Annotated in this window: 17 protein-coding genes; 6 read left to right on the forward strand and 11 right to left on the reverse strand. The window is 63.8% G+C overall.

The window, feature by feature from the left end; translation table 11 throughout:
• Window positions 1–4 precede the first annotated feature (4 nt).
• The 3 genes from WIT60_RS03200 to WIT60_RS03210 all read right to left on the reverse strand — a co-directional run bounded on the left by WIT60_RS03200 (window position 5) and on the right by WIT60_RS03210 (window position 3,125).
• Window positions 5–760: a DsbC family protein gene (locus WIT60_RS03200; protein ID WP_339582506.1), complete on the reverse strand. Its 756-nt coding sequence runs from the start codon at window positions 758–760 to the stop codon at window positions 5–7.
• A gap of 33 nt (window positions 761–793) precedes the next feature.
• Window positions 794–1,954: an FAD-dependent monooxygenase gene (locus WIT60_RS03205; protein WP_339582507.1), complete on the reverse strand. Its 1,161-nt coding sequence runs from the start codon at window positions 1,952–1,954 to the stop codon at window positions 794–796.
• A 124-nt stretch (window positions 1,955–2,078) separates the two neighbouring features.
• Window positions 2,079–3,125, reverse strand: coding sequence for a tyrosine-type recombinase/integrase (locus WIT60_RS03210; RefSeq protein ID WP_339582508.1), 1,047 nt, complete (start codon window positions 3,123–3,125; stop codon window positions 2,079–2,081).
• Between the two features lie 167 nt (window positions 3,126–3,292).
• Here WIT60_RS03210 and ychF point away from each other — a divergent pair, with 167 nt between their 5' ends.
• Both ychF and WIT60_RS03220 read left to right on the forward strand, forming a co-directional pair.
• The gene (ychF, locus tag WIT60_RS03215; protein ID WP_339582509.1) at window positions 3,293–4,387 is read left to right on the forward strand and encodes a redox-regulated ATPase YchF; all 1,095 of its coding nucleotides are present in this window, start codon (window positions 3,293–3,295) and stop codon (window positions 4,385–4,387) included.
• An 81-nt stretch (window positions 4,388–4,468) separates the two neighbouring features.
• Window positions 4,469–6,703 (forward strand): diguanylate cyclase domain-containing protein, encoded by a 2,235-nt coding sequence (locus tag WIT60_RS03220; RefSeq protein ID WP_339582510.1) that lies wholly within the window; start codon window positions 4,469–4,471, stop codon window positions 6,701–6,703.
• An 81-nt stretch (window positions 6,704–6,784) separates the two neighbouring features.
• Here WIT60_RS03220 and WIT60_RS03225 read toward each other — a convergent pair whose 3' ends face one another.
• Entirely contained in the window at window positions 6,785–7,594 is an 810-nt protein-coding gene (locus tag WIT60_RS03225) for a PEP-CTERM sorting domain-containing protein (protein ID WP_339582511.1), read from the reverse strand.
• Window positions 7,595–7,824: 230 nt separating this feature from the next.
• Here WIT60_RS03225 and WIT60_RS03230 point away from each other — a divergent pair, with 230 nt between their 5' ends.
• The 3 genes from WIT60_RS03230 (at window position 7,825) to WIT60_RS03240 (ending at window position 12,366) form a co-directional block, all read left to right on the forward strand.
• The gene (locus tag WIT60_RS03230) at window positions 7,825–8,031 is read left to right on the forward strand and encodes a hypothetical protein (protein WP_339582512.1); all 207 of its coding nucleotides are present in this window, start codon (window positions 7,825–7,827) and stop codon (window positions 8,029–8,031) included.
• A 96-nt stretch (window positions 8,032–8,127) separates the two neighbouring features.
• The gene (locus tag WIT60_RS03235) at window positions 8,128–11,649 is read left to right on the forward strand and encodes an EAL domain-containing protein (RefSeq protein ID WP_339582513.1); all 3,522 of its coding nucleotides are present in this window, start codon (window positions 8,128–8,130) and stop codon (window positions 11,647–11,649) included.
• A gap of 126 nt (window positions 11,650–11,775) precedes the next feature.
• Window positions 11,776–12,366: a chemotaxis protein CheW gene (locus WIT60_RS03240; RefSeq protein ID WP_339582514.1), complete on the forward strand. Its 591-nt coding sequence runs from the start codon at window positions 11,776–11,778 to the stop codon at window positions 12,364–12,366.
• Window positions 12,367–12,451: 85 nt separating this feature from the next.
• Here WIT60_RS03240 and WIT60_RS03245 read toward each other — a convergent pair whose 3' ends face one another.
• Window positions 12,452–15,067 carry an ABC transporter permease gene (locus WIT60_RS03245; RefSeq protein ID WP_339582515.1) on the reverse strand — a complete coding sequence of 872 codons (2,616 nt, stop codon included), beginning with the start codon at window positions 15,065–15,067 and terminating at the stop codon, window positions 12,452–12,454.
• Window positions 15,068–15,136: 69 nt separating this feature from the next.
• Between WIT60_RS03245 and WIT60_RS03250 the strand changes: the two genes are divergently transcribed.
• Window positions 15,137–15,922, forward strand: a complete 786-nt coding sequence (locus WIT60_RS03250) for a YoaK family protein (protein ID WP_339582516.1) — start codon at window positions 15,137–15,139, stop codon at window positions 15,920–15,922.
• 53 nt (window positions 15,923–15,975) lie between these two features.
• Here the strand turns inward: WIT60_RS03250 and WIT60_RS03255 are convergent, their stop codons facing one another.
• The 6 genes from WIT60_RS03255 to guaD all read right to left on the reverse strand — a co-directional run bounded on the left by WIT60_RS03255 (window position 15,976) and on the right by guaD (window position 23,396).
• Window positions 15,976–17,028 (reverse strand): adenosine deaminase, encoded by a 1,053-nt coding sequence (locus WIT60_RS03255; protein ID WP_339582517.1) that lies wholly within the window; start codon window positions 17,026–17,028, stop codon window positions 15,976–15,978.
• A 165-nt stretch (window positions 17,029–17,193) separates the two neighbouring features.
• The gene (locus tag WIT60_RS03260) at window positions 17,194–18,351 is read right to left on the reverse strand and encodes a BMP family ABC transporter substrate-binding protein (RefSeq protein ID WP_339582518.1); all 1,158 of its coding nucleotides are present in this window, start codon (window positions 18,349–18,351) and stop codon (window positions 17,194–17,196) included.
• 92 nt (window positions 18,352–18,443) lie between these two features.
• Window positions 18,444–19,391 (reverse strand): ABC transporter permease, encoded by a 948-nt coding sequence (locus tag WIT60_RS03265; RefSeq protein ID WP_339582519.1) that lies wholly within the window; start codon window positions 19,389–19,391, stop codon window positions 18,444–18,446.
• On the reverse strand, window positions 19,388–20,449 hold the full coding sequence (locus WIT60_RS03270) for an ABC transporter permease (protein ID WP_339582520.1): 1,062 nt from the start codon (window positions 20,447–20,449) through the stop codon (window positions 19,388–19,390). Before WIT60_RS03270 ends, WIT60_RS03265 begins: the two co-directional genes overlap by 4 nt.
• Window positions 20,436–21,971, reverse strand: a complete 1,536-nt coding sequence (locus WIT60_RS03275; RefSeq protein WP_339582521.1) for an ABC transporter ATP-binding protein — start codon at window positions 21,969–21,971, stop codon at window positions 20,436–20,438. The genes WIT60_RS03270 and WIT60_RS03275 overlap by 14 nt, the downstream gene beginning before the upstream one ends.
• Window positions 21,972–22,019: 48 nt before the next feature.
• Window positions 22,020–23,396 carry a guanine deaminase gene (guaD, locus tag WIT60_RS03280; protein ID WP_339582522.1) on the reverse strand — a complete coding sequence of 459 codons (1,377 nt, stop codon included), beginning with the start codon at window positions 23,394–23,396 and terminating at the stop codon, window positions 22,020–22,022.
• Window positions 23,397–23,427: the final 31 nt, after the last annotated feature.

Here is a 23,427-nt window from a genome sequence, read left to right on the forward strand (position 1 = left end):
TCGATCAGCGTCCTGCCTTGGCACTGGCCTGGGAAAGGCGCTGCTCGATGGTGGCCAGAGGCGCCGCAGCCGCGAGACGGGTACCGTCTTCAAAGAACATGGCCGGCGTGCCGTTGACGCCCAAGCGCTGCGCCAATGCGAGGTTGCGCTGCATGGGGGTGGTGCACTTGCCGAAAGCACGGGCAGGCGCCTTGTTGTCAATCATCCAGTCCAACCAGGCACTGGTGCGATCCTTCATGCACCAGATGCTTTCAGATTTGGCGCGTGAGTCTGCGCCCAAGATGGGGATCAACAGGGTGTACACCGTGATGTCCTTGACCTTCTGCAGTTCGCGCTCAAGTTGTTTGCAGTAGCCACAGTTCGGGTCGGCAAACACCACCAGGCGCCGCTTGCCTGTGCCGTTCTTCCAAACGATCGCGTCCTGGAAGGGGAAGGTGTCGAACGCCACACGATTGATGTCTTCCAGGCGCTCGGCGGTCAGATCACGCCGGGTGCGGGTTTCCAACATGTGACCCTCAATGAGGTAGTCACCCGTGGCATCACTGTAGAACACCGAATTACCGACCTTCAACTCGATCAGCCCGCTCATGGGAGTGGTGCGTGCCGACTCAACGGGGGGCAGCGTGGGCAGCCGTTGAGCCAACTTCTGCTGAAGGGCCTTGAGTTGGGCTGCTGGAATGTCGGTCGTCTGCGCCTGACCAGCGCTCATCAGTGAAAGAGAAAGTGCAGCCAGCGTCAGGCCACGAAACAGACCGTTCATCTTGTTCCTTTGTGAGTGATCGGTGAGAGAGGGTCACGCATCCAGCGCACGACCCACCAACCATTGTTTGACAGGTCCCAGTCGCTCCACCAAGGTCATGCCGGCGTTGCGGAGGTCTTTCATGGGCCCGCGCTGGTCCGCAAACAGGTGCAACAAGCTGTCGGTGAGGCCAGCCATGGCCCGTGTCGGCGCCTCGCGCCGGCGGACGTAGCGACGCAGCGTGCGTTCGTCGCCCAGGGATCGCCAGGGTTCTCGCGCGCGCGCTTCGCGCAAAACCTCGACCAAGGTGTCGACATCGGCCAAGCCCAGGTTGAGACCCTGCCCAGCCAGAGGGTGCACCTGATGCGCGGCATCTCCCAGCAAGACCCAGCCGGGCCCGATCCAGCGATCGGCCTGAGCGAGTGCGAGCGGCCATCCGGCCACCTCGGAGGCCACGCTGAGATGGCCGACCTGCTCGGCAGCCTCAGGGGAGGATTGCAGCACAGCGTCGTTGAGTTCCAACTCGAAATCGGCGGCGCTCAAGGCCAACAGATGTTGCGCACGCTCCTTGGGTACAGACCAGACCAGCCCGTAGGACGCACCGGGATCAGGTTGATTGAAGGGCAGGAGCGCCAGGATGTCGGGCGAACGGAACCACTGACGGGCCACCCCGTTGTGAGGGCGCTCTGCCCTCAGGCGGGTGGCCACACCCCAGTGCCCGTAGTCCTGGCGGGTGAACTCAACCCCCAAATCTGCACGGGTGCCGGAGTGCTTGCCTTCACAGATGGCCAACAATGCAGACTGGACGGGGGCGCGCCCGCCCTGCAAGGGCGAGACAAGCTCCACACGCGGCGCAAAGCGCAAGGCCTCCCCCAGCAAACGCTCCAGAGCCGCCGCGTCGACAATCCACGCAAGCTCCGGCACGCGCTGCTGCCAGGCCGAAAATGACACAGCCCCGCCCGCATCGCCAGCGATCTTCATGTCGAACACGGGGGCCGACCAGGCTTTGAGTGCAGGCCACACGCGCAGGCGCTCCAGCAAGGCGATGGCGCGGGCATTGAGGGCATAGGTGCGCACATCAGCTTGCGCAGATCGGGCAGAGTCAGGCGCCTTGGCCCATGCCACCCGCCACCCCTCGGCCGACAAGGCCAGCGTCAGGCTCATGGCGACGGCACCCGAACCACTCACACACACATCGAAACCGGTCGCACTCATGAGAACCATCCAGACTGAAGGGGATGCAGCGCGCCGCCAGGCAGCACTGCAGGCCCGTTAATCTAATATGAATTCGCAACCATGCGGTTTGAGGTGCCTCATGCGGACCCAGGCGTCAGCGTGCTCAGCAAAGCGTGGGCCGATGGAAAGTCAAAGGTCTCCACGTCATGTTGCAACTGGCTGCAGGCCTCGGGCGACAAGATGGCGCGGAACTGCACCCCCCATTGTCGCCAGAGCACGTACGCCTGCATGTCATTGCGGGCCAGGGCATCACGCAGGGCCTGCCAGGCTGCCTGAACCTCCTGTGTTCATCCCCGGGCTCCAGCCCATCACAGCGTCGCTGGAGAATCTCAGCCATCATCGGTGTGATGGGCAGCGAATGCGGCTTCCCATTCTTGGTCTCAAGAACGCTTAGAACGCCCTTGGCAAGGTCAATCTGCTGGCGCTGTAGTTCACGGCACTCGTTGCGTCTCAAGCCCGTGTAGAGCGTCAACAGCAGGAAATCGCGCTGCCGCTCCCCTAGCTTGTCCAACGCCGCCCGCCACGCGGGCAAATCACGCTCCTGTAGCACTCGGGCCCGGGGCTGCGCACGTTCAGGCATCAACCCCACCGCAGCCAGCTTGGCAAACGGGCTATCGAGCTCCAGCCCATGCACCGCGTTCAAATACTTGATCAGAGCGCCCCAGAGCCCTCTGGCAACCTCGACCAAGGCAGCCCCCTTGCTCTGAGCAAAATCGCTGCAGTGCTCTGAAAAAGCCCCGTCTTGGAGATCGTCAACTGGACGCCCCAGCCACTGCCCAAAATGCGTTCGCATAAGTGAGTCGTATCGCTTGCTGCTCGACGCCTTGATGCCCTTGGCTGAGCAGTAGGCAACCAACGCCTCCGCCAGGGTCGGCAGCTTCTTCTTGATCTCTCGAGCAGGCAACCGCCCTGCCCTGCATTCGCGTAACACCTGCATGGCCTGCGCCCTCGCTTCATCCACGCTAATCAGCGGCCAGTGCCCCAGCGTTAAGCGAAACTGCTGACCTGCCACGCTGGTGGCCACCCGAAAGGTGCGGGTTCGGGCATTCATGCGCACGCAAAAACCTGAAAGCATGCGGTCACGCAGGATTCGAGCATCCCTGACGGTGCTTTTCTGAAGCAACGCTTCCGTGATCAGTACAATCGGCATCAGTTTCCCCAGGCAAAACGAGGACAAAGCTCCCGGGATTGCGGGCAGCTCTGTGTTTGGTTGAGTCGATCACCGCCAAGTCAGTGCTGACGCTGCTCGGGCACTTCGACCGCGCCCACGTTGGGCTCGATGGTGCAGTTGGGGCTTGACACACACAAGGAATTTTCATGAGCCTCAAGTGCGGCATCGTGGGTCTGCCCAACGTCGGCAAGTCCACCCTCTTCAATGCGTTGACCAAAGCCGGCATCGCGGCTGAAAACTACCCCTTCTGCACCATCGAGCCCAACGTGGGCGTGGTGGAAGTGCCTGACCCCCGCCTGGACAAGCTGGCCGAGATCGTCAAGCCGGAGCGGATCCTGCCGGCCATCGTCGAATTCGTGGACATCGCAGGCCTGGTGGCCGGCGCCTCCAAGGGTGAAGGCTTGGGCAACCAGTTCCTCTCGCACATCCGCGAAACCGACGCCATCGTCAACGTCGTGCGCTGCTTTGAAGACGACAACGTGATCCACGTGGCCGGCAAGGTCGACCCGATCGCCGACATCGAGGTCATTCAGACCGAGCTGTGCCTGGCCGACCTGGGCACCGTGGAAAAGAGCCTGCACCGCTACACCAAGGCCGCCCGCTCGGGCAACGACAAGGAAGCCGCTGCCTTGGTGAAGGTGCTGGAGAAATGCCAGGCCGCGCTGGACGAAGCCAAGCCGGTGCGCTCCATCGACTTCAGCAAGGAAGAGCTGGCCATTCTCAAGCCGCTGTGCCTGATCACCGCCAAGCCCGCCATGTTCGTGGGCAACGTGTCCGAAACCGGCTTTGAAAACAACCCTTTCCTGGACCGTCTGCGCGAATACGCCGCTGGTCAAAAGGGCGAGGTGGTGGCCATTTGTGCCAAGACCGAGGCCGAACTCGCTGAAATGGACGACGAAGACCGCGCCATGTTCCTGGCCGAGATGGGGCAGGACGAGCCTGGCCTGAATCGCCTGATCCGCGCAGCCTTCAAGCTGCTGGGCCTGCAAACCTACTTCACCGCCGGTGTGAAGGAAGTGCGCGCCTGGACCATCCATGTGGGCGACACGGCCCCTCAGGCCGCCGGCGTGATCCACACCGACTTCGAACGGGGTTTCATCCGCGCACAGACCATCGCCTTCGATGATTTCATCCAGTACAAGGGTGAAGCTGGTGCGAAGGATGCCGGCAAGATGCGCGCCGAAGGCAAGGAATACGTGGTCAAGGACGGTGACGTGTTGAATTTCCTGTTCAACGTTTGACCCTCACCCTGAAACGCGCCGCGCAGCAAGTAGTATCCGCTGATGCAAAAGCCATTGGGTCCTCAGTACCCTGAATATCTCTTGCTGCTTGCCAGTTGGGTCGTGGTGATCGCCTTCATGGCGATCTACTGGACACAGGCGCTGTCGACCGCCACGCGACAAACCCAACTGGCCGAAGACCTCGCCCGACGCGGGATCGCTCAGACCTCGCATGCCCTGGCCCTCCAGACCGAGACCATGCTGCGAAAGCTGGACTACGTTTCGGAGCAGCTGGCGGACGACTGGCTGAACAAGCCGCATGAAGCTTTCAGGCAGGCCGCGCGACATGCGCAACAAGCGCTGCCTGAGGGCGCCATCTTGAACGTGGGTGTCTCGGACGCCCAGGGGCGCTTCATTTTCTCGGCACTCGACCCGCATCCCGGCACCGCCATCTCGGCCGTGTCAATGGCCGATCGGGAATATTTCCAGGCGCACTTTCAAACCCCACGCTCACCGAATCATCTGCACGTGGGCAAGCCCATTCTGGGCCGATTCAGTCACGAGTGGGCCGTGGTGCTGAGCCGGCCGATCGACCGAGACGGACAGCGCCTGGGCGTCCTGATTCTGTCGGTCTCCGCCAAATACCTGTCCCGCGCCCTGTCACAGGTCTACACCGACCCGCAGGATGCAGCGCTGATTGTGCGCAACGACGGCAGCTACATCGCACGCTCTCACCTCATCGATCAGGTGCTGGGCAAGGCCGTGCCCCGGGACCGCGACTTCCTGCAGCGGCCGCAGCAAACGCACGGCCAGTACCTGATCACGGCCCCCATCGACGGTGTGGAACGCTACTACGCGTGGCACCGTTTGCCACACTATCCTCTGATCGTGAGCGTGGGCATCAGCAAGGCCAAAGCGCTGGCGCCGGTGACCTTGGCGCAGCAGGACGCCTGGCGCCGCAATGCCATCGGCAGTGTCGTGTTGGTGCTGATGATGCTGGTCGTCAGCCATCTGCGCTGGAAAGCCGCACGGCAAGCAACGCAACTGCGCGTGGCCCACGAGCGCATGCACCTGACACTGCACTCGGCCCACAACGGTGTGTGGTCATGGCACGGACAAGGCCAGGCCGTCGAGTGGGACGGGGGACTGTGGGACATGCTGGAGGTGCCTCCAGCCGACCACCAAGGCGTTGACGGCAGACGGCAAACGGACTGGAAAGCTTTTGTACACCCACAAGACCTGCCCCGCCTGCTGCAAGCATGGGAAAACTATCTGACACACCCGCAAGATGGTGTCTTCGCGGCAGAGGTGCGCATGCGCACGGGCTCAGGCGGCATCAAATGGGTGGCCGTGCGTGCGCGCGCTGTTGAGCGAGATGCTGCCGGCTTGCCCGCCTGGGTGGTCGGCACTTATACCGACATCACCGATCGGCATGCGGTCGACGAGTCCTTGCTGATCGAGCGCAGGCGACTCGATGTGCTGCTGGAACGCTTTCCTGGCGGCGTGCTGATGGAAGACACCGCCGACCGGGTCGTGCTGTTGAACCGCGTCGCCATGGAATGGATGGGCCTGTCCGTCCCTGACAAGGCACTGATCGGGTTGACGCACGAGCAACTCCTGCAGCGACTGGATCCGCAAAGAGCCGCCTGGTTGAGTGCCGCCCATCCGCAAGAGCGGCGGGAAAGCGGCACCACCTTGGAGGTGGAGGGCCCAGCAGGCAGGGTGCTGGAGATCAAGCGCATCGAGATCAGCGACAGCGATGAACCGTTGGGACGGGTTTGGCTGCTGTACGACATCACCGAGCGCAAACGCCGGGAACGCCACCTCACTGCCCTCGCCTCCACGGACTCGCTCACTGGCCTGCCCAACCGACGCTCGTTCATGGCCACACTGGAGCACGCCCTCGGACGGGCCCAGAGCCGCCCCGGAACGGGATGCGCCGTGATGATGCTGGACATCGACTGGTTCAAGCAGGTCAATGACACGCATGGCCACCCAGTCGGTGATGCGGTGCTGCAGGAGCTGGCCGCGCGCTTGCGAGCCAGCTTGCGCCAAGGGGACACCGCTGCCCGCCTCGGAGGCGAAGAGTTCGCCATCGTGCTGGAGGAGATGGCGCCAGCCGATGCCTTGAACAAGGCCAACGCCATTCGGGAGCGGATCGCCGCCCTGCCCTTCTCGACCACGGCAGGTGATATCCGGGTGACGGTGAGCATTGGCGTGGCACTGGCTACAGGTCGATTGCTGGCCAGCGACGTGCTCAGCACGGCCGACCAAGCCCTGTATCAAGCCAAACAAGAGGGCCGCAACCGTGTGGTGCTGTGGCGCCCCACCCTCTGAGCGCGACACAGGCACAAAAAAGCCTGCCACCCGGGCAGGCTCATCCAAGGGCTCGGCGGACGGGCCGACCGAACCCGGCCTTCAGGCCTTCTTGCTGCGACGAGAGGCGAACGAAGCGCCCAGGAAGGCCGCCCCCAGCAACCCGAGCGCAGCCGGCTCAGGGATCACGCTGATCTTCAGGTTGTCGATCAGGAGACGGTCGCCACCAGCCAGCGTGGCGGAACGCAAACCAATCTTGTCGAAGGAAGACAGGCCGGAACTGCCCGTGAACACGGCATCGGCCCCGGTCAAGGTGTCGAACTCGTTGGCACTGGGGTCCACCCACAGCGAATACTTGTTGTAGACGGTGGAGGTGCCGGTCTTTTCCAGGAGGCCCACGATGCGTACCGTGCTGCCCAGCGTGAGATTCGTGCTGAACGCACCGGCCGTGCCGTTGGTGCGAACAAACAGGTCGCTGGTGCAACTGCCGCCAGTGCCGCAGTTGGCCTTCAGGCCAATGTTGGGGCCGTTGCTGTTGTCAAACCACAGGCCCAGAAAGTCGTTGTTGGAGATGCTGCCAGCGTCGAACTGGAACATGAACTCCACCAGCACGTCACGCGAGACGGCAGAAGCCAATTGGCGCGTGGCCACGGTGTTGTTGTTGCCGGAAACCTGCAAGGCGCCACCGGACATGCCTGCGTCGGCCACCGAAGCGTTCACCACCTTGGCAACCGATGAGCCCGTCCAGGCGCCACCCCAACCCGTCCCGGTATTCTGGCCACTCAGGTTGACAGAGGCCACAGTAGGCAAGCCGGAACCGAAATCGTCGGCGGCGATCAGGGTGACAGGCACGGCCTGAGCCACACCGGCAGATGCCAACAGCGCGCTGAGAACAAGGTGACGGAACTTCATGGTGGGTACATCCAATTGAGACTACGGAGACTACGCCCGCAATAAGCAAACCTCGCGCCAGCACCGAAATGCCATTTCGAATCAAATACATAGCCTCTTAACACGACAATCCAACCCGATCGGTGTAAGAAAACTCGACACATGGTGCCAAGCAGCTGGATGCTGGACGTTCCACGGCGAGCTCAATATGATCGTTGGGCACGCATCGTGACACCAACAGGAGGTCCATGATGAGCCGTCATCCCAATCCCCGCGACGCACAAGCCCCTCACTCGGGCAAGGTGGCCAACGACTGCAACAAGATGGGCGAGCATGCGCCCACACAGTTGAACCAGGGTCAACACACGCCCGAAAGTCGCAGTGACCGCGAAGCACACGTCGGCGGGCACAACCAGTCCCAGAGCCGCCGCGGCGGCAAGGGCGGACCGAATCCCTGAGTAACCGACTCGTCGGGACACGCGCCGATACACTACGGCAATTCACACCATGACGGGTGCGTGAGGGGCGGTGTGCCACCGCGTATCCCGGACCCCATGCAAGAATCCGAGTCACCCGACGACCACAACGCTCGCCTGCTTGCCTTGAAGGCCACAGGACTGCTCAACACGCAGCCCGAGGACAAGTTTGATCGCCTGACACGCCTGGCGAGGGGCATGTTCGGCGTCAAGGTTGCGTTGGTTTCGGTGGTGGCGGGAGACCGCTTGTGGCTCAAATCCCGCCAGGGGCCGGCTGACATCAATGGCGCCCCCAGCGAGGTGACCTTCACGGCGCACGCCATCCTGCAGTCGGACATCATGGAGGTGACCGACGCCCTGCAGGATCCGCGTTTTCAGCACATCCCTCTGGTCACCGGTTTTCCGCATGTCCGCTATTACGCCGGCGCGCCCTTGACGCTCAATGGTCATCGCATTGGCGCCTTGTGCATCCTCGACGACTGCCCCCGGCGCCCTCTGACACCTGAGGAGCGCCAATCACTGCGCGATCTGGCAGACTGCGTCGAGCAAGCCATCGGCCACGTTGACCTGCATGAGCAGAGCGTGGCCTTGCACTCGGCACAGCGTCTGGGCGAGGTCGTGGCGCGGGCCCAACTCACCTTCATCCAGGCGTGTGACCGCAAGCAGGCATTCAACACGCTGCTCGACGACATTCTCGCGCTCACCCAAAGCGCCTATGGTTTCGTCGGTGAAGTGCTGAGCAATGAGAACGGCGAGCCCTACCTGCTCACACACGCCATCACGAACATTGCCTGGGATGCCGCCTCGAAGGCTTTTTACGACTCGCGGGCCACGAAGGGATTGACCTTCACCAACCTGAACACCTTGTTTGGTGTGGCCATGACCAGCGGCGAGGTGGTGATTGCCAACCATCCCGCCGAGGATGCCAGACGCGGCGGACTTCCCCCTGGTCACCCTGCGTTGAACGCCTTTCTGGGGATACCCATTCACCACGGCGGCAAGATGGTGGCCATGCTCGGACTGGCCAATCGTCCGGGCGGCTACGACCCGGCCGTGGTTGAGTTTCTCCACCCCCTGTTGACCACCATTGGTCAATTGGTGAGTGCAGCGCGGGTGCAGCACACGCACGACCGCGCGCTGATCGAGCTGGCGCGCCTCTCGCGTGTGGCCAGCGAAACCACCAATGGGGTGCTGATCACCGATGCCCAAGGCCGAGTGGAGTGGATCAACGAGGGTTTCACACGTCTGTCGGGCTACACCCTGAACGAGCTCATGGGGTGCAAACCTGGTGACTTGCTCCAAGGCGAGCGCACCAACCCGGATACGGTGGCACAGATGCGCGCGGCCCTGCACCGTGGCGAAGCCTTCACGGTGGACGTGGTGAACTACGCCAAGAGCGGCGAGCCGTACTGGGTGCGCATCAGTTGCAATCCCATGCGGGATCCGAGCGGCACGCTGCAGGGTTTCATGGCCATCGAGTCGGACATCACGCGCGAAAAGCATGATGCCGAACGGATCAAGCAAAGCGAGCAACGCCTGGCCGCTGTCATTGACGGCGCGCGGATTGCGACCTGGGAATGGCACATTCCCAGCGGAGCGGCGGTGTTCAACGAACGTTGGGCAACCATGCTGGGCTACACACCGGACGAGTTGCACCCCCACCATGTGGATCGCTGGCAAGAACTGGTTCATCCCGAGGATCTGATTGTGGCCAATGAACTGCTGCAGCAGCATTTCAAAGGCGTGCGCGCAGACTTCGAAACGCAGTGCCGGATGCGTCACAAAGAGGGTCACTGGGTATGGGTGAACACCCGAGGTCGGGTCACCACCTGGACCCCTGAGGGGCAACCAGGTCTGATGTTCGGTACGCAGATCGACATCAGTGCCCAGCAGCAGGCCCGCATCGCGCTGCAGGAGCAGGCGGACTACACACAGGCCGTGCTGGACAACATCGTCGATGGCCTCATCACCATCGACCGTCGGGGAATGATGGTGTCGTTCAACCCGGCGGCGGAACAGATCTTTGGTTACGCCGCGCAGGAGGTGATTGGCCAGAACGTCAAGATGCTGATGCCCTCGCCTCACCGCGAAGCCCACGATGGCTACCTGCGCGATTACGAGGACAACGGACACTCCCGCATCATCGGCATCGGTCGGGAATTGCGTGGCCAGCACAAGAGTGGCCGACTCTTCCCGATCGAGCTGGCCGTCTCGCAGGTGACGCGCGGCGGTGTGCCGATGTTCGTGGGGCTGGTTCGAGACATCACCCGTCGCAAAGCCGCCGAGCAGGAAATCGAGCGTCTGGCGTTCTATGACCCGCTCACGAAACTGCCCAATCGCCGGCTGTTGATGGACCGCCTCCAGCATGCCATGAGCACCAGCAAGCGCAGCGGCCAGTATGGCGCGCTCCTCTTCATGGATCTGGACAACTTCAAAAACCTCAACGACACCGCTGGACACGCCGTGGGGGATCAACTGCTTCAACAGGTGGCCGAACGCCTGGTCAGCACCCTGCGCGAAGGCGACACGATTGCCCGTCTGGGGGGCGATGAGTTCGTGGTGATTCTGGAAGGTCTGCACGCCGATGCAGAGCATGCGGCCACCCGGGCCGAGGGGGTGGTGGAGAAGATCCATCAGGTTTTGTCACAGCGCTATCGCCTGGGTGACCGCTACTACCTGAACAGTCCGAGCATTGGCGTGACCTTGTTCATCGACCACGAGCACAGTCTGGACGATCTGCTCAAGCAAGCCGACTTGGCGATGTACCAGGCCAAGAGTTCGGGACGCAACACCTTCCGCTTCTTTGACCCTCAGATGCAGGCCAAGCTGATGGCTCGCACCCAACTGGAGGCCGACTTGCGAGCCGCCGTGAGCGAGTCTCAGTTCCAGCTGTACTACCAAGGCCAGGTTGATGCCGACGGGCAGACCACCGGCGCCGAAGCCTTGTTGCGTTGGCCACACCCACAGCGCGGCATGGTGCCGCCGAACCAGTTCATACCGGTCGCCGAGGAGATGGGGCTGATCGTGCCGATTGGCCTGTGGGTGCTGGAGACCGCATGCCAGGTCTTGCTGGCATGGGCCGGCCAGCCTGAGACCGCCCATCACACCCTGGCCATCAACATCAGCGCACGGCAATTCCGTCAGGCTGATTTCGTGGATCAGGTCAAGGGCGTGCTGACGCGGACCGGCGCGCGGGCCGACAGGCTGAAGCTGGAGCTGACCGAGAGCATGCTGGTGGCCAATGTGGATGACATCATCGCCAAGATGACCGCCCTCAAGGACATCGGGGTTCGCTTCTCCCTGGACGACTTTGGCACGGGGTACTCGTCGCTGTCCTACCTCAAGCGCCTGCCGCTGGATCAGTTGAAGATCGACCAGAGCTTCGTGCGCGACATCTGCGCCAACCCCAACGATGCAGCCATTGCGCGCACCATCGTCGCGCTGGGCCACAGCATGGGTCTGAAGGTGATTGCCGAAGGCGTGGAAACGGATGCCCAGCGTGCCGAGTTGGCAGCCATGGGCTGCTTGGCTTACCAGGGCTATCTGTTCCACCGCCCCGCACCGCTGAGTGAGTGGCGCAAACAACGCTCAGGCGCATGAATCCACCCACGGGTCGCCGACCGTGCTTTTTGCACTTGTCTTTCCGGATATCTGGCCGATACTAGCGGGATAGAGTTTCAATGAGCGCGCCGTTGTCTGGCGCCGGTGAACCGACCGAGGACGAGCATGGACACCCTGCAAGCTACCGCCCCCCAGACCCTGACGGGTGCATCCACGCAAGGTGGATCTCAGACATCTTCCCTGGCCCTGCGCAACACGCCTTCGCGTCAGGTGCGCCATGCGCCAGCCGGTCGTGAATACCTCACCTTCCGTCTGGGCAGCGAAGAGTACGGCATCGACATCCTGAAGGTACAGGAAATCCGCTCGTATGAGCCGCCCACCAAGATTGCCAATGCCCCCTCTTACCTGAAGGGTGTGGTGAACCTGCGTGGTGTGATCGTGCCGATCGTGGACCTGCGCATCAAGTTCAACTGCTTGAATGCCAATGGCGAGGCCGAGATCAACAGCTTCACCGTGGTGATCGTACTGAATGTGCGCGGTCGCGTGGTGGGCGCTGTGGTGGACTCGGTGAGCGACGTGATGCAGCTGAACGAGCAAATGATTCAGCCTGCGCCCGAAATGAGCAACTCCATTGTGGACACCACCTACATCACAGGCATTGCTAATGTGAGTGACCGCCTGCTGATCCTGATGGACATCGAGTCGCTGATGGGCAGCGCTGAAATGGGCCTGATCAACAGCCTGAGCGCAGAATGACACAAGGTTGAACGCGCCTCCGTGGCGCGCCCTCCTCCCAGGCAAGCCGGCCCAGAGCCGGCTTTCTCCATGTTGGAGCTCATCCTTATTCGGCCTGGCGCAAGGTGAGCGACACCGGACGCTGCACCACGCCGCGCAAGCTCCACCAACCGGCCAGCCATGCCAGCAAGGCACCGGCCAAGGCACCGGGCAGCGGCCACCAGAGGGGTGCCTGCCACGCGAAGTCAAACACCTTGGCAGCCAGCACGGCGCCGATGCCCAACGCGGCCGCGGCCGACAAGGCCCCCGCCAAGGCCCCCACGCCGAGCAATTCGATGCGCTGCACGCGTCCCAGCAGGTCTTGCGTGGCGCCCAGTGAGCGCAGGATGGCCCACTCGCGAGCCCGCCTCTCGCGCGAGGTCATCAGGCCCGCCATCAGCACAATGAGGCCCGCCACGAGGGTGAAGATGAACAGGAACTCCACGGCGGTGATGACCTGCGCCAGCACGCGCTGGATCTGGTTAAGTGTGGCGGACACGTCCACGATCGTGAGGTTGGGGAACTGCTGGATCAGGGTACGGTCCAGCGACGACTGATCGGGCATGCGAAAAGCCGTGATGTAGGTGGAAGGCCAATCAGGCATGGCCTTGGACGGCGCCATTACGAAGAAGTTGACGCGCATGGACGCCCAGTCAACCTTGCGCAAGCTGGTGATGCGCCCCTCGTGCTGCACACCGGCCATGTCAAAGCGAAGACGGTCACCCATCTTCAGGCCCAGGGTTTCGGCCAGCCCCGTTTCCACGCTGAAAGCATCAGGTTCGTTGGGCTGGTAGCGCCCTGCCACGACCGGATTGTGAGCGGGCACCTGCTCGGCGTAACTGAGGTTGAACTCACGCTCGACCAGGCGTTGCGCGCGCTCCTCGGCGTAGTCCTGCGCCCGAACCGGCTGGCCGTTGACGCTGAGCAAGCGGGCCCGGACCATCGGGTACCAGTCGTACTGCGTGACACCTGCCTGCTTGAGCGCAGCCTGAAAGGCTTCCACCTGGTCAGGCTGGATGTTGATGACGAAACGATTGGGGGAGTCGGGCGGGGTCGCGGCACGCCAACTGGCAACCAGATCGGTGCGGATCAAGATGAGCAGCATCAGGGCCAGCAGGCCCACCCCCAACGCGCAGACTTGAACGATGGTGTGGCCCGGCTGCGCGGTGAGCTGGCGTGTGGCCAAGGTAAGCCAGGGAGGCAAACGCCCCGCCCACGCTTGAGCCATCTGGCGCAGCACCCACACCGTACCGGCCGCGAACACCGCGAACACCAGCATGGCGAGAACAAAGCCACCCAGGGCGATGCCGCCCAGCTTCAGGTCTTGGGCCACGACCAGCAACAGACCGAACAAGGCGCCGATGCCCAGCGCAGCCATACCCAGAGACAGCACCCTCACCTGCCCCAGGTCGCGCCGCAGCACACGCAAGGGTGGCACCTGAGCCAGTTGCAACACCGGGGGCAGGCCAAAGCCCAGGGTGAGCAGCACCCCCGTGCCCACACCGAGCAACACCGGCTGCCAGCCTGCCGAAGGCAGGCTGACGTTGACCAGGTCGGCCAAAATGTGGACAAAGATGTGGTGGCAACCCCAGCCGATCATCAGACCCAGCGCACTGGCCAGCACGCCAACGAGCAGAAACTGCAGCGCGTACGACCAGGCCATGACCGATTGGGACACGCCCAGCACCCGCATCAAGGCGCAGTCGTCAAGACGACGCTGAGCGAAATCGCGCGAGACCACGGCCACGGCCACGGCCGAGAGCAAGGCGGCCAACAGGGCCACCAGACGCAGGAACAGGGCGGCACGGTCGAGCGTGGCACGCATCTCCGGGCGCCCCTGATCCAAGGTTTCAACCCGGACGCCGCGAAGTTTCTCGGCGGCTTGCTCACTGTCTTGCACGAATCGGCGCAGCGCGCTCTGGGCAGCGGCCTCACCCGCTGGAGCGGCTTTCAGGTTGGGGGGCGCACCCACGTCCCCACGGCGGGCCGGGCCGGCAACGAGCAGGCGATAGGTGACGCGGCTGGCTGGCTGGATGAGTTCGGTGGCCGGCAGGTCGGCCTCGCGCATCAACACACGGGGAGAGAAGGTGCTGAAGCCCGAGCCGCGGTCAGGCTCGTTGACAATGACCGCACTGATGCGGAAGGTGGCCTCGCCCAGCCAGATGGCGTCGCCCATCTTGAGGTTGAGCGCAAGGAGCAAACCAGGGTCCACCCAGACTTCGCCAGCCGCCGGCCCCCCCATGGGGGCCGGGCCACGGGTCTGGACACGGCCATCGGCCAGCAGATCGCCCAGGGTGAGCTGACCACGCAAGGGGTAGCCGCCGCTGACAGCCTTAAGGCTGGCGAGGCGAGCCTCCCCCCCGAGGTCGTCGGGTGCCCGCGCCATGCTGGGGAAACTGGCCGTGCGTGCAGTGCGCAACTGATTGGCCTGGGCTCGACGCGCAAAGTCGTCAGGCAGAGGTTGATCTGCCACCACCACGGCGTCCCCCCCGAGCAACTGCGCCGCGTCACGGCTGAGGCCGCGCTCGATGCGGTCGGCAAAGAAGGCCACCGCGGTGAGCGCGGCGACAGCCAGGGTCACGGCCACCAGCAGCACGCGCATGCTGGTGGCACGCAGGTCACGACGGGTCTGAATCAGGGCCCATCGCCAGGCGGGAATGGTGTGGAAAAACGGATCGGCCATGTCGGTTTGTACTCGGCAACGCATGCAATTGAGCGATGATGTCAGCTTTAGCGGAAGTTTGCTCAAGCCATGCCCGTCGAGTACCTGCGGACCCTGACCGCGCCGGAACGCACCCGGCGTACCGATGTTCACCTGGGACTGTTTCTGGCCTTCAACGCTGGCGCCATCAATGCGGGCGGCTTTCTGGCGGTGAGCCAGTACACGTCGCACATGACCGGGCTGGTGTCCGAGATGGCCGACAACCTCGCGCTGGGTCAGTTCGAATTGGTCAAGGGCGCCCTGATTTCCGTCCTGTCGTTCCTGGGGGGCGCGGCCACCTCGGCCGTCATGATCAACTGGGCGCGGCGGCGGCGCTCACGCCACGAATATTCCGCGCCCTTGCTGCTGGTGGCGATCCTGATGCTGGTGTTCGGGGTGCTGGGCGCCTATCACCGGGTGATCGGCTCATCGCTGATCCTCACCGTGGTGCTGCTGTGCTTCATCATGGGCTTGCAAAACGCCATGATCACCAAGGTGTCGAACTCGGTGATCCGCACCACGCACGTCACCGGGATGGTGACAGACATCGGGATCGAGTTGGGACGGATGCTTTACTGGAACCGCACGCCCGACAGCCCGGAACACCCCGCCGTTCGGGCCAACCTGAAACGCCTGCGCCTGCACCTGAGCCTGGTGCTGATGTTCTTCCTGGGCGGGCTGCTGGGGGCGCTGGGGTTCAAGCACCTGGGCTACATCGCCACGGTGCCGCCGGCCTTGGTGCTGGCCGCACTGTCATCGCTGCAGTTCATTCCAGATCGCAACGCCGACGCGCGCCCCGGCAAGCGCTTGCCCGTGCCGGTGGACGAACAGGCCTGAGGCCGCGCAGGATCAGGCACAGGCCTGCGTGCAGGCCATCTCACCAGGCTGTATCAACTCTGAGCGTTGAAGCGGGCAAAGGTCTGGTCAAGTTGGGCGATCCAGCCGGCCTTGACACTGTCGCTCACGAAGCTGGCTTCGAAGCTGTTGCAAGCCAAGGTGTAGGCGTCGTTGGCGTCCAGGTCCAGGTCGGCAAAGGTGGCCAGGAAGTTCTGGTTCATGTAGCCGCCAAAATACGCCGGGTCATCGGAGTTGATGGTGACCTTCAAGCCGTGCTGCAGCAGGGTCTTGAGGTTGTGCTCCTTCATGGTCTTGAACACGCACAGCTTGATGTTGGACAGCGGGCAGACAGTCAGCGCCGTGCCCTGGCGAGCCAGACGTTTGACCAATTCCGGATCTTCGACGCAGCGCACGCCGTGGTCGATGCGTTCCACGTGCAGCACGTCCAGCGCGTTGATGATGTATTCGGGCGGGCCCTCTTCGCCAGCGTGGGCAACCAGGTGCAGGCCCAACTCCTTGCAGCGCGCGAAAACGCGGGCGAACTTTTCGGGTGGATGGCCGCGCTCGCTGGAGTCCAGACCGACGCCGATGAACAGGTGGCGATAGGGCAGCGACTGCTCCAGCGTCTTGAGGGCGTCTTCTTCGCTCAGATGGCGCAGGAAGCACATGATCAGGGCCGAGCTGACGCCCAGTTCGGTGCGGGCGCGCTCACAGGCGCTGTGCAGGCCCTGGATCACGACCTCAAAGGGCACACCCCGGCCGGTGTGGGTTTGCGGATCAAAGAACAGCTCGGCATGCACGACGTTGTCCGCTTTGGCCTTGAGGAAATAGGCCCATGCCATGTCGTGGAAGTCCTGCTCTTTCAGCAAGACGGAAGCCCCCGCATAGTAGATGTCGAGGAAGCTTTGCAGGTCGGTGAAAGCGTAAGCCGCACGCAGGGCTTCGACGCTGGGATAGCTCAGCGTGACGCCGTTGCGCTGCGCCAGAGCGAAGATCAATTCAGGCTCCAGTGAGCCCTCGATGTGCATGTGCAACTCGGCCTTGGGCATGGCCTGCACCAAGGCGGGCAACTGGTCATGAGAGATGGTGAAGGCAGACTGGCTCATGGCGGTATCGCGCTGTCGCGGCTGATGAATCGAAACAAAGGCGTCAAGCCGAGGGGGCTCGACGAAAACGGCAGACGGAAAGAACAACAGGCCGTCCGCACGGGACAGCCTGTTATAGCGTGAATGACATGATTTGGGGCCGTGTTTCACACGACCCCAGGGTCATCACTTGCTGGAGGGAACCGAGCCTTCCACGCCCTTGACGTAGAAGTTGATGCCGCCGAGGAACTTGTCGTCGGCTGTGGCGCCAGCGGCCAGCACTTCCTTGCCGTCGGTGCCCACGATCGGACCCTTCCAGATGGTGAAACTGCCGTCCTTCAGGCCAGCCTTGATGGTCTCAACCTTGGTCTTGACCTCGGCAGGCACGGCGTCAGACATCGCCACCAGGTCGATGGCGCCTTCCTTCACGCCCCACCACACGCCACCGGTGGACCAGGTGCCTTCCAGCGCCTCCTTGGTGGCCTTGATGTAGTACGGACCCCAGTTGATCACCGCCGAGGCGAGGTGAGCCTTCGGACCGAAGTGGCTCATGTTGGAGTCCCAGCCGAAGGCGTACTTGCCGGCCTTCTCAGCCGTCTGCAGCACAGCGGCCGAGTCGGTGTTCTGGAACAGCACGTCGGCGCCCTGGTTCAGCAGGCTTTGCGCGCCTTCGGTTTCCTTGGGAGGATCGAACCAGGCGTTCACCCATACGACCTTGGTCTTGATCTTGGGGTTGACGCTTTGGGCGCCCAGGGTGAAGGAGTTGATGTTGCGGATCACCTCGGGGATGGGGATGGAGCCCACCACACCCAGGGTGTTGGTCTTGGTCATCGAACCCGCGATCACACCGGCCATGTAGGCGCCCTCGTAGGTACGGGCGTCGTAGGTACGCATGTTGGCGGCGGTCTTGTAGCCGGTGGCATGCTCGAACTTGACGTCGGGGTGGTCGGCGGCGACCTTGAGCATGGGCTCCATGTAGCCGAAGGTGGTGCCGAACACCAGCTTGGCGCCCTGCCCCACCAGGTCACGGATCACGCGTTCGGCCTCGGGGCCCTCGGGCACTTTCTCGACGATGCTGGTCTTAACCTTGTCGCCGAATTCCTTCTCGACGGCCAGACGACCCTCGTTGTGGGCGTAGGTCCAGCCCGCGTCACCCACCGGGCCGACGTAGGCGAAAGCGATTTGCAGGGGCTCAGACTTGGCCGCGACCGAAGCGGCCTCCGATGCGGCACCGGCCGCAGGTTCGGTTTCGGACTTGCTGCAGCCGACCAAGGCAGCGGTGGCAACCAGGGCGGCCCAGCCGCCCATCTTCAGCAGAGAACGCTTGGACAAAGGTGTAGTCATCTCATCTCCAGGTGTGAAAGCGGGCCGGACGGCGACCCAAGCCAATGACAAAGTTGTATACAGCAATGATCATGCCGGGTGATGATGCCGTTTTAGTGCCCAGGATGGAAGGGCTTTCCCAAGGATGCTGGCATGTTCAGGCGGATCCAGGTCGGGTTGCGCGAGATCAGGACCAACACAACGATGGTCGCCAGATACGGCAACATGGTCAGGAACTGGCTGGGAATCGCCACGCCCTGGCCTTGCATCTGGAACTGCAGCATGGTGACGCCGCCAAACAGGTAGGCCCCCAGCAGCACACGCCCAGGGCGCCAAGTGGCAAAGGTGGTCAGCGCCAGGGCGATCCAGCCCTTGCCGGCCACCATGCCTTCGACCCACATGGGTGTGTAGGCCACCGAGATGTAGGCGCCCGCCAGGCCGCACAGCGCACCGCCCAAGGTGACCGCCAGCAGGCGGATCGGACGCACGGCGTAGCCCAGGGCATGCGCCGATTCGGGGGATTCGCCCACCGCGCGCAGCACCAAGCCGGGGCGCGAACGCATCAGGAACCAGGTCATCCCCAGCGCCAGCAGCACCGCGATGTAGACCAACGGATGGTGCTTGAAGAAGGCGGTGCCCACAAACGGCAGGTCAGACAGCCAGGGGATGTCGAAATGCGGGCGCTCGGGCAGGCGCTCTTGCGTGTAGCGGATGCCCACGAACGCGCTCAAGCCGGATCCGAACAGACTGAGCGCCAACCCCGTGGCGTACTGGTTGGTGTTGAGCCAGATGACCAGCAGACCAAAGACCGCCGCCATGACGGCCCCGGCCAAGGCGCCCGTACCGAAGGCCAACCAGTCGTTGCCCGTGGAGACGCCGGTGGCAAAACCGGCGATGGCGGCCACGAGCATCATGCCCTCGGCCCCCAGGTTGAGCACGCCGGCCCGCTCGTTGAGCAAGAGCCCCAGGGCGGCCAGGGCCACCACGGTGCCCGCGTTGAGGGTCGCGGCGATCAGCAGCGCCAGCGAATCGGCAGTGATGAAGGAGATGACTTCGGTCATTTGGCGTTCGCCCAGCGCAGACGTTGGTGGATGAAGGTGTCACACGCCAGCAGCGTGAACAGCAACAGGCCCTGGAAGACACCGGTCATGGCCTTGGGCAGGCCCAGGCGCGATTGCGCCAACTCGCCACCGATGAAGAACATGCTCATCAGGATGGCCGAGAAGACGATGCCGACCGGGTGCAGGCGGCCGACGAAGGCGACGATGATGGCCGCGAAGCCGTAGCCCAGCGGCACATAGGGCGTGAGCTGGCCTTGGGGGCCGGCCACGTCCAGCGCCCCGGCCAGGCCGGCCATGCCGCCCGACAGCAGCAGCGCCGTCCACAGCGCCTTGCGCGACGAGAAGCCGGCATAACGCGCCGCCTGGGGTGCCAGGCCGCCCACCTGCAACTGGAAGCCCGCGTAGGTGCGGAACAGGAAGATGGCAAAGCCCGCCACCGCCACCAGTGCCAGGATGATGCCGATGTTCATACGCAGTCCGGTCATCAGCTTGGGCACGCGCGTGGCTTCCAGGAAGGTGATGGTTTGCGGGAAGTTGTAGCCGGCCGGGTCCTTCCAGGGGCCGTAGACGAGGTAACTCAGCAGCATCTCGGCCACGTAGACCAGCATCAGGCTGACGAGGATTTCGTTGGCGTGGAAACGGTCACGCAAGCCAGCCACAATGCCGGCCCAGACCATGCCGCCCAGCATGCCAGCGGCCAATACGGCCACGACGATCCAACGTCCGGTGTCCGGCGTGGCCTGCATGGCGACGCCGCCGGCGAAGATGGCGCCCATGACGAACTGCCCTTCGGCGCCGATGTTCCACAGGTTGGCGCGGAAACACGCAGCCAGCCCCAGCCCGATCAGGATCAGCGGGGTGGCTTTCAGGCTGAGCTCGGACAGGGCGTAGGGGCTCTTGAGCGGCTCGATGAAGAACATGCGCAGGCCCGCCACCGGGTCTTTGCCCAGGGCCACGAACAGGCCCACGCCGATCAGCACGGTGATGAGCAGCGCGATGAGGGGCGAGGCGAAGGTGAGTGCCTTCGAGGGAACGGGACGGGGCTCAAGCTTGAACATGGGCGCCCTCCTCGTTCACGGCGGCGGGGGCGTCCCACAGGCCGCTCATCCAGGCACCGATCTGCTCGATGGTGGCCTCGGCCACGGGCAGGCTGGGCGAGAGGCGACCTTGCGCCATCACCATCAGGCGGTCACTGACTTCAAACAATTCGTCCAACTCCTCGCTGACGACCAGCACGGCGCAGCCGGCATCGCGCAGCTTCAACAATTCGCCCCGGATCTGGGCGGCCGCGCCCACGTCCACGCCCCAGGTGGGCTGGGAGACCAGCAGCACCTTGGGCTCGGCTTCGATCTCGCGGCCCATGATGAACTTTTGCAAGTTGCCCCCCGACAGGCTGCGTGCGGGCGCCTGCGGGCCGGCGGCCTTGACCTTGAAGCGCTCGATCAGCTCGGACGCCATGCCGACCACGCCGTTCATGCGCAGCCAGCCGCCGGGGCCGATGGCATCGGTGCGGGTCAGCAAGGTGTTCTGGGCCAGCGACATGGTGGGCACGGCGCCGCGGCCCAGGCGTTCTTCTGGCACGCTGTTCAGACCCAGGCGGCGACGGTGGCGTGGCGACATCCGGCTGATGTCCTTGCCAAACAGGAAGATGCTGCGCGGCTGGGCCCGCAGGTCTTCTCCGCTGAGCGCCGCCATCAGGGCCTGCTGTCCGTTGCCCGACACGCCGGCAATGCCCAGGATTTCACCGGCACGCAGCTCGAAAGCCAGGTCTTTCAGGTCGACACCAAAGGGGTCGTTGCGCGACACGCTGAGCTGGCGCACTGACAAGGCGACGTCGCCCAGCACGGGCGCGGCACGGCGCAACTCAGGCGGCTCGGCGCCGATCATCAGGCGCGAGAGGCTGGCGTTGCTTTCCTTGGTGGGGTCCACCTCACCGGTGACCTTGCCGCCACGCATCACGGTGCAGTGGTGGCACAGGGCGCGGATCTCATCGAGCTTGTGGCTGATGTAGAGGATGGCACAGCCCTTTTCGGCCAGGTGGCGCAGGGTGACGAACAGGCGGGTGACAGCCTGGGGCGTGAGCACCGAGGTGGGCTCGTCCAAGATCAGCAGCTGCGGGTTCGTCATCAGGGCACGCACGATCTCGACGCGCTGGCGCTCGCCCACGCTGAGGTCGTGCACGGTGCGGGTGGGGTCGATGTCGAGGCCGTATTCGCCGGCCACCTCGCGGATGCGGGCGGTGACCTCGGCCAGGCTCATGGACTTGTCCAGGCCCAGCCAAACGTTTTCCGCCACGCTGAGGGTGTCGAACAGCGAGAAGTGCTGGAACACCATGCTGATGCCCAAGGCACGCGCCTCTTGCGGTGACTTGATGTGCACCTCGCGGCCGTTGAAGAGGATCTCGCCTTCGTCGGGTTTGACGGCGCCAAAGATGATCTTCATCAGCGTGGACTTGCCTGCGCCGTTTTCGCCGAGCACAGCGTGGATCTCGCCGGGTCGCACTTTCAGGCTCACCGCATCGTTGGCGCGCACGCCAGGGTACTGCTTGGTGATGCGCCTCAGTTCAAGACGGTAGCTCATGAGGTTGGTGGTCAGAAATGGGTCAAGCCAAAGAACAGGGGCGCTCGGTCAAAGCGGAGATTGGAACACCGTTTGACCCCGAATCAGGGTTTCCACGAGGTTGCGTTCGTCACCCAGGGTCATCCAGACGAAGGCGCGTTCGTGCAAGGATGCATGCGAGTCGCGTGCCAGGCGGTCACGGTGTTCGGCCACAGGGCCGTGGGCCCAGTCCCACACCGCCAGGTCAGCCATGTGGCCGGGCTCGATCTGGCCGATTTCGTGAGAGAGGCCCAGGGCTTGCGCGGCCCCCAGGGTCGCGGCGTGCAGGGCTTTCCAAGCAGTCAGGCGGTTGCCCAGCATCGCCTGGATCTTGTAGGCGTCCTGCATGTTGCGCAGCATGGACAGGCTGGTGCCGCCCCCCACGTCGCTGGCCAGACTGACGGCCACGCCTTCACGCTGCGCCTGGGCCCAGTCGAACAGGCCACTGCCCAGGAAGAGATTGGACGACGGGCTGTGCGCGATCTGGGCGCCGCGTTCGCGCAACACGGCGCGGTCGTTGGCGTCCAGCCAGATGCCGTGGGCCAAGACGGCGCGCGGGCCGAGCAGGCCGTCTCGGTCGTACACATCCAGATAGCTGCGGGCATCCGGGAACAACTCGGCTACCCAGCGGATCTCGTCCTGGTTCTCGGCCACATGGGTCTGCATGTAGGTGCCGGGATAGGTCTGGCACAGCAGACCGGCCATGGCCAGTTGCGCAGGCGTGCTGGTGGGGGCAAAACGCACGGTCACGGCAAAGGCCTGACGGCCCTGGTCGTGCCAGCGGTCGATCAGATCAATGCAGTCGCGCTCGGCCTGGACCACGTCGTCACGCAGGCCATCGGGGGCATGGCGGTCCATCAGCACCTTGCCGGTGATCAGGCGCATGCCTTGTGCATGAGCGGCTTCGAACAGGGCCTGTGCACTGACTTTGTGCACAGTGGGGAACACGACCGCGCTGGTGGTGCCATGCGCCCACAGGGCCGACAGGAAGCGCTGGGCGCCCTGGCGGGAGACCTCGGGGTCGGCATAGCGCTTCTCGGCCGGGAAGGTGTAGGTGTTGAGCCAGTCCAGCAAGGCCGTGCCAAAGCTGGCGATCACGTCCAGTTGCGGGCAGTGCACATGGGTGTCGATGAAGCCGGGCATCAACAGGCGGCCGCCATGGTCCTCCTGCGGCACGGACTGCCAGCCAGCGGGGACAGGCTGGTCGGCCGGCTGCACGGCGTGGATGCGGCCATCTTCGATCAGGACCAGGTGATCCGGGCGCCAGCGCACCCCGGTGGCCTCTTGGGGCAAGGCAAAGCCAGGGTCGGCGGTGAAGTCGAGCAGGTCCGCCCGCAGCACGCGCCGCAAGGCAGCGTCTGTCTGAGGGGCTTCGCTTGTCAGCGACACAGGATCAGGGGCATTCATACAAGACAAAGAACAGCGGACCGGTGAGCAT

It is taken from the genome of Aquabacterium sp. G14, from assembly GCF_037482285.1.
GTDB lineage: Bacteria > Pseudomonadota > Gammaproteobacteria > Burkholderiales > Burkholderiaceae_C > Aquabacterium.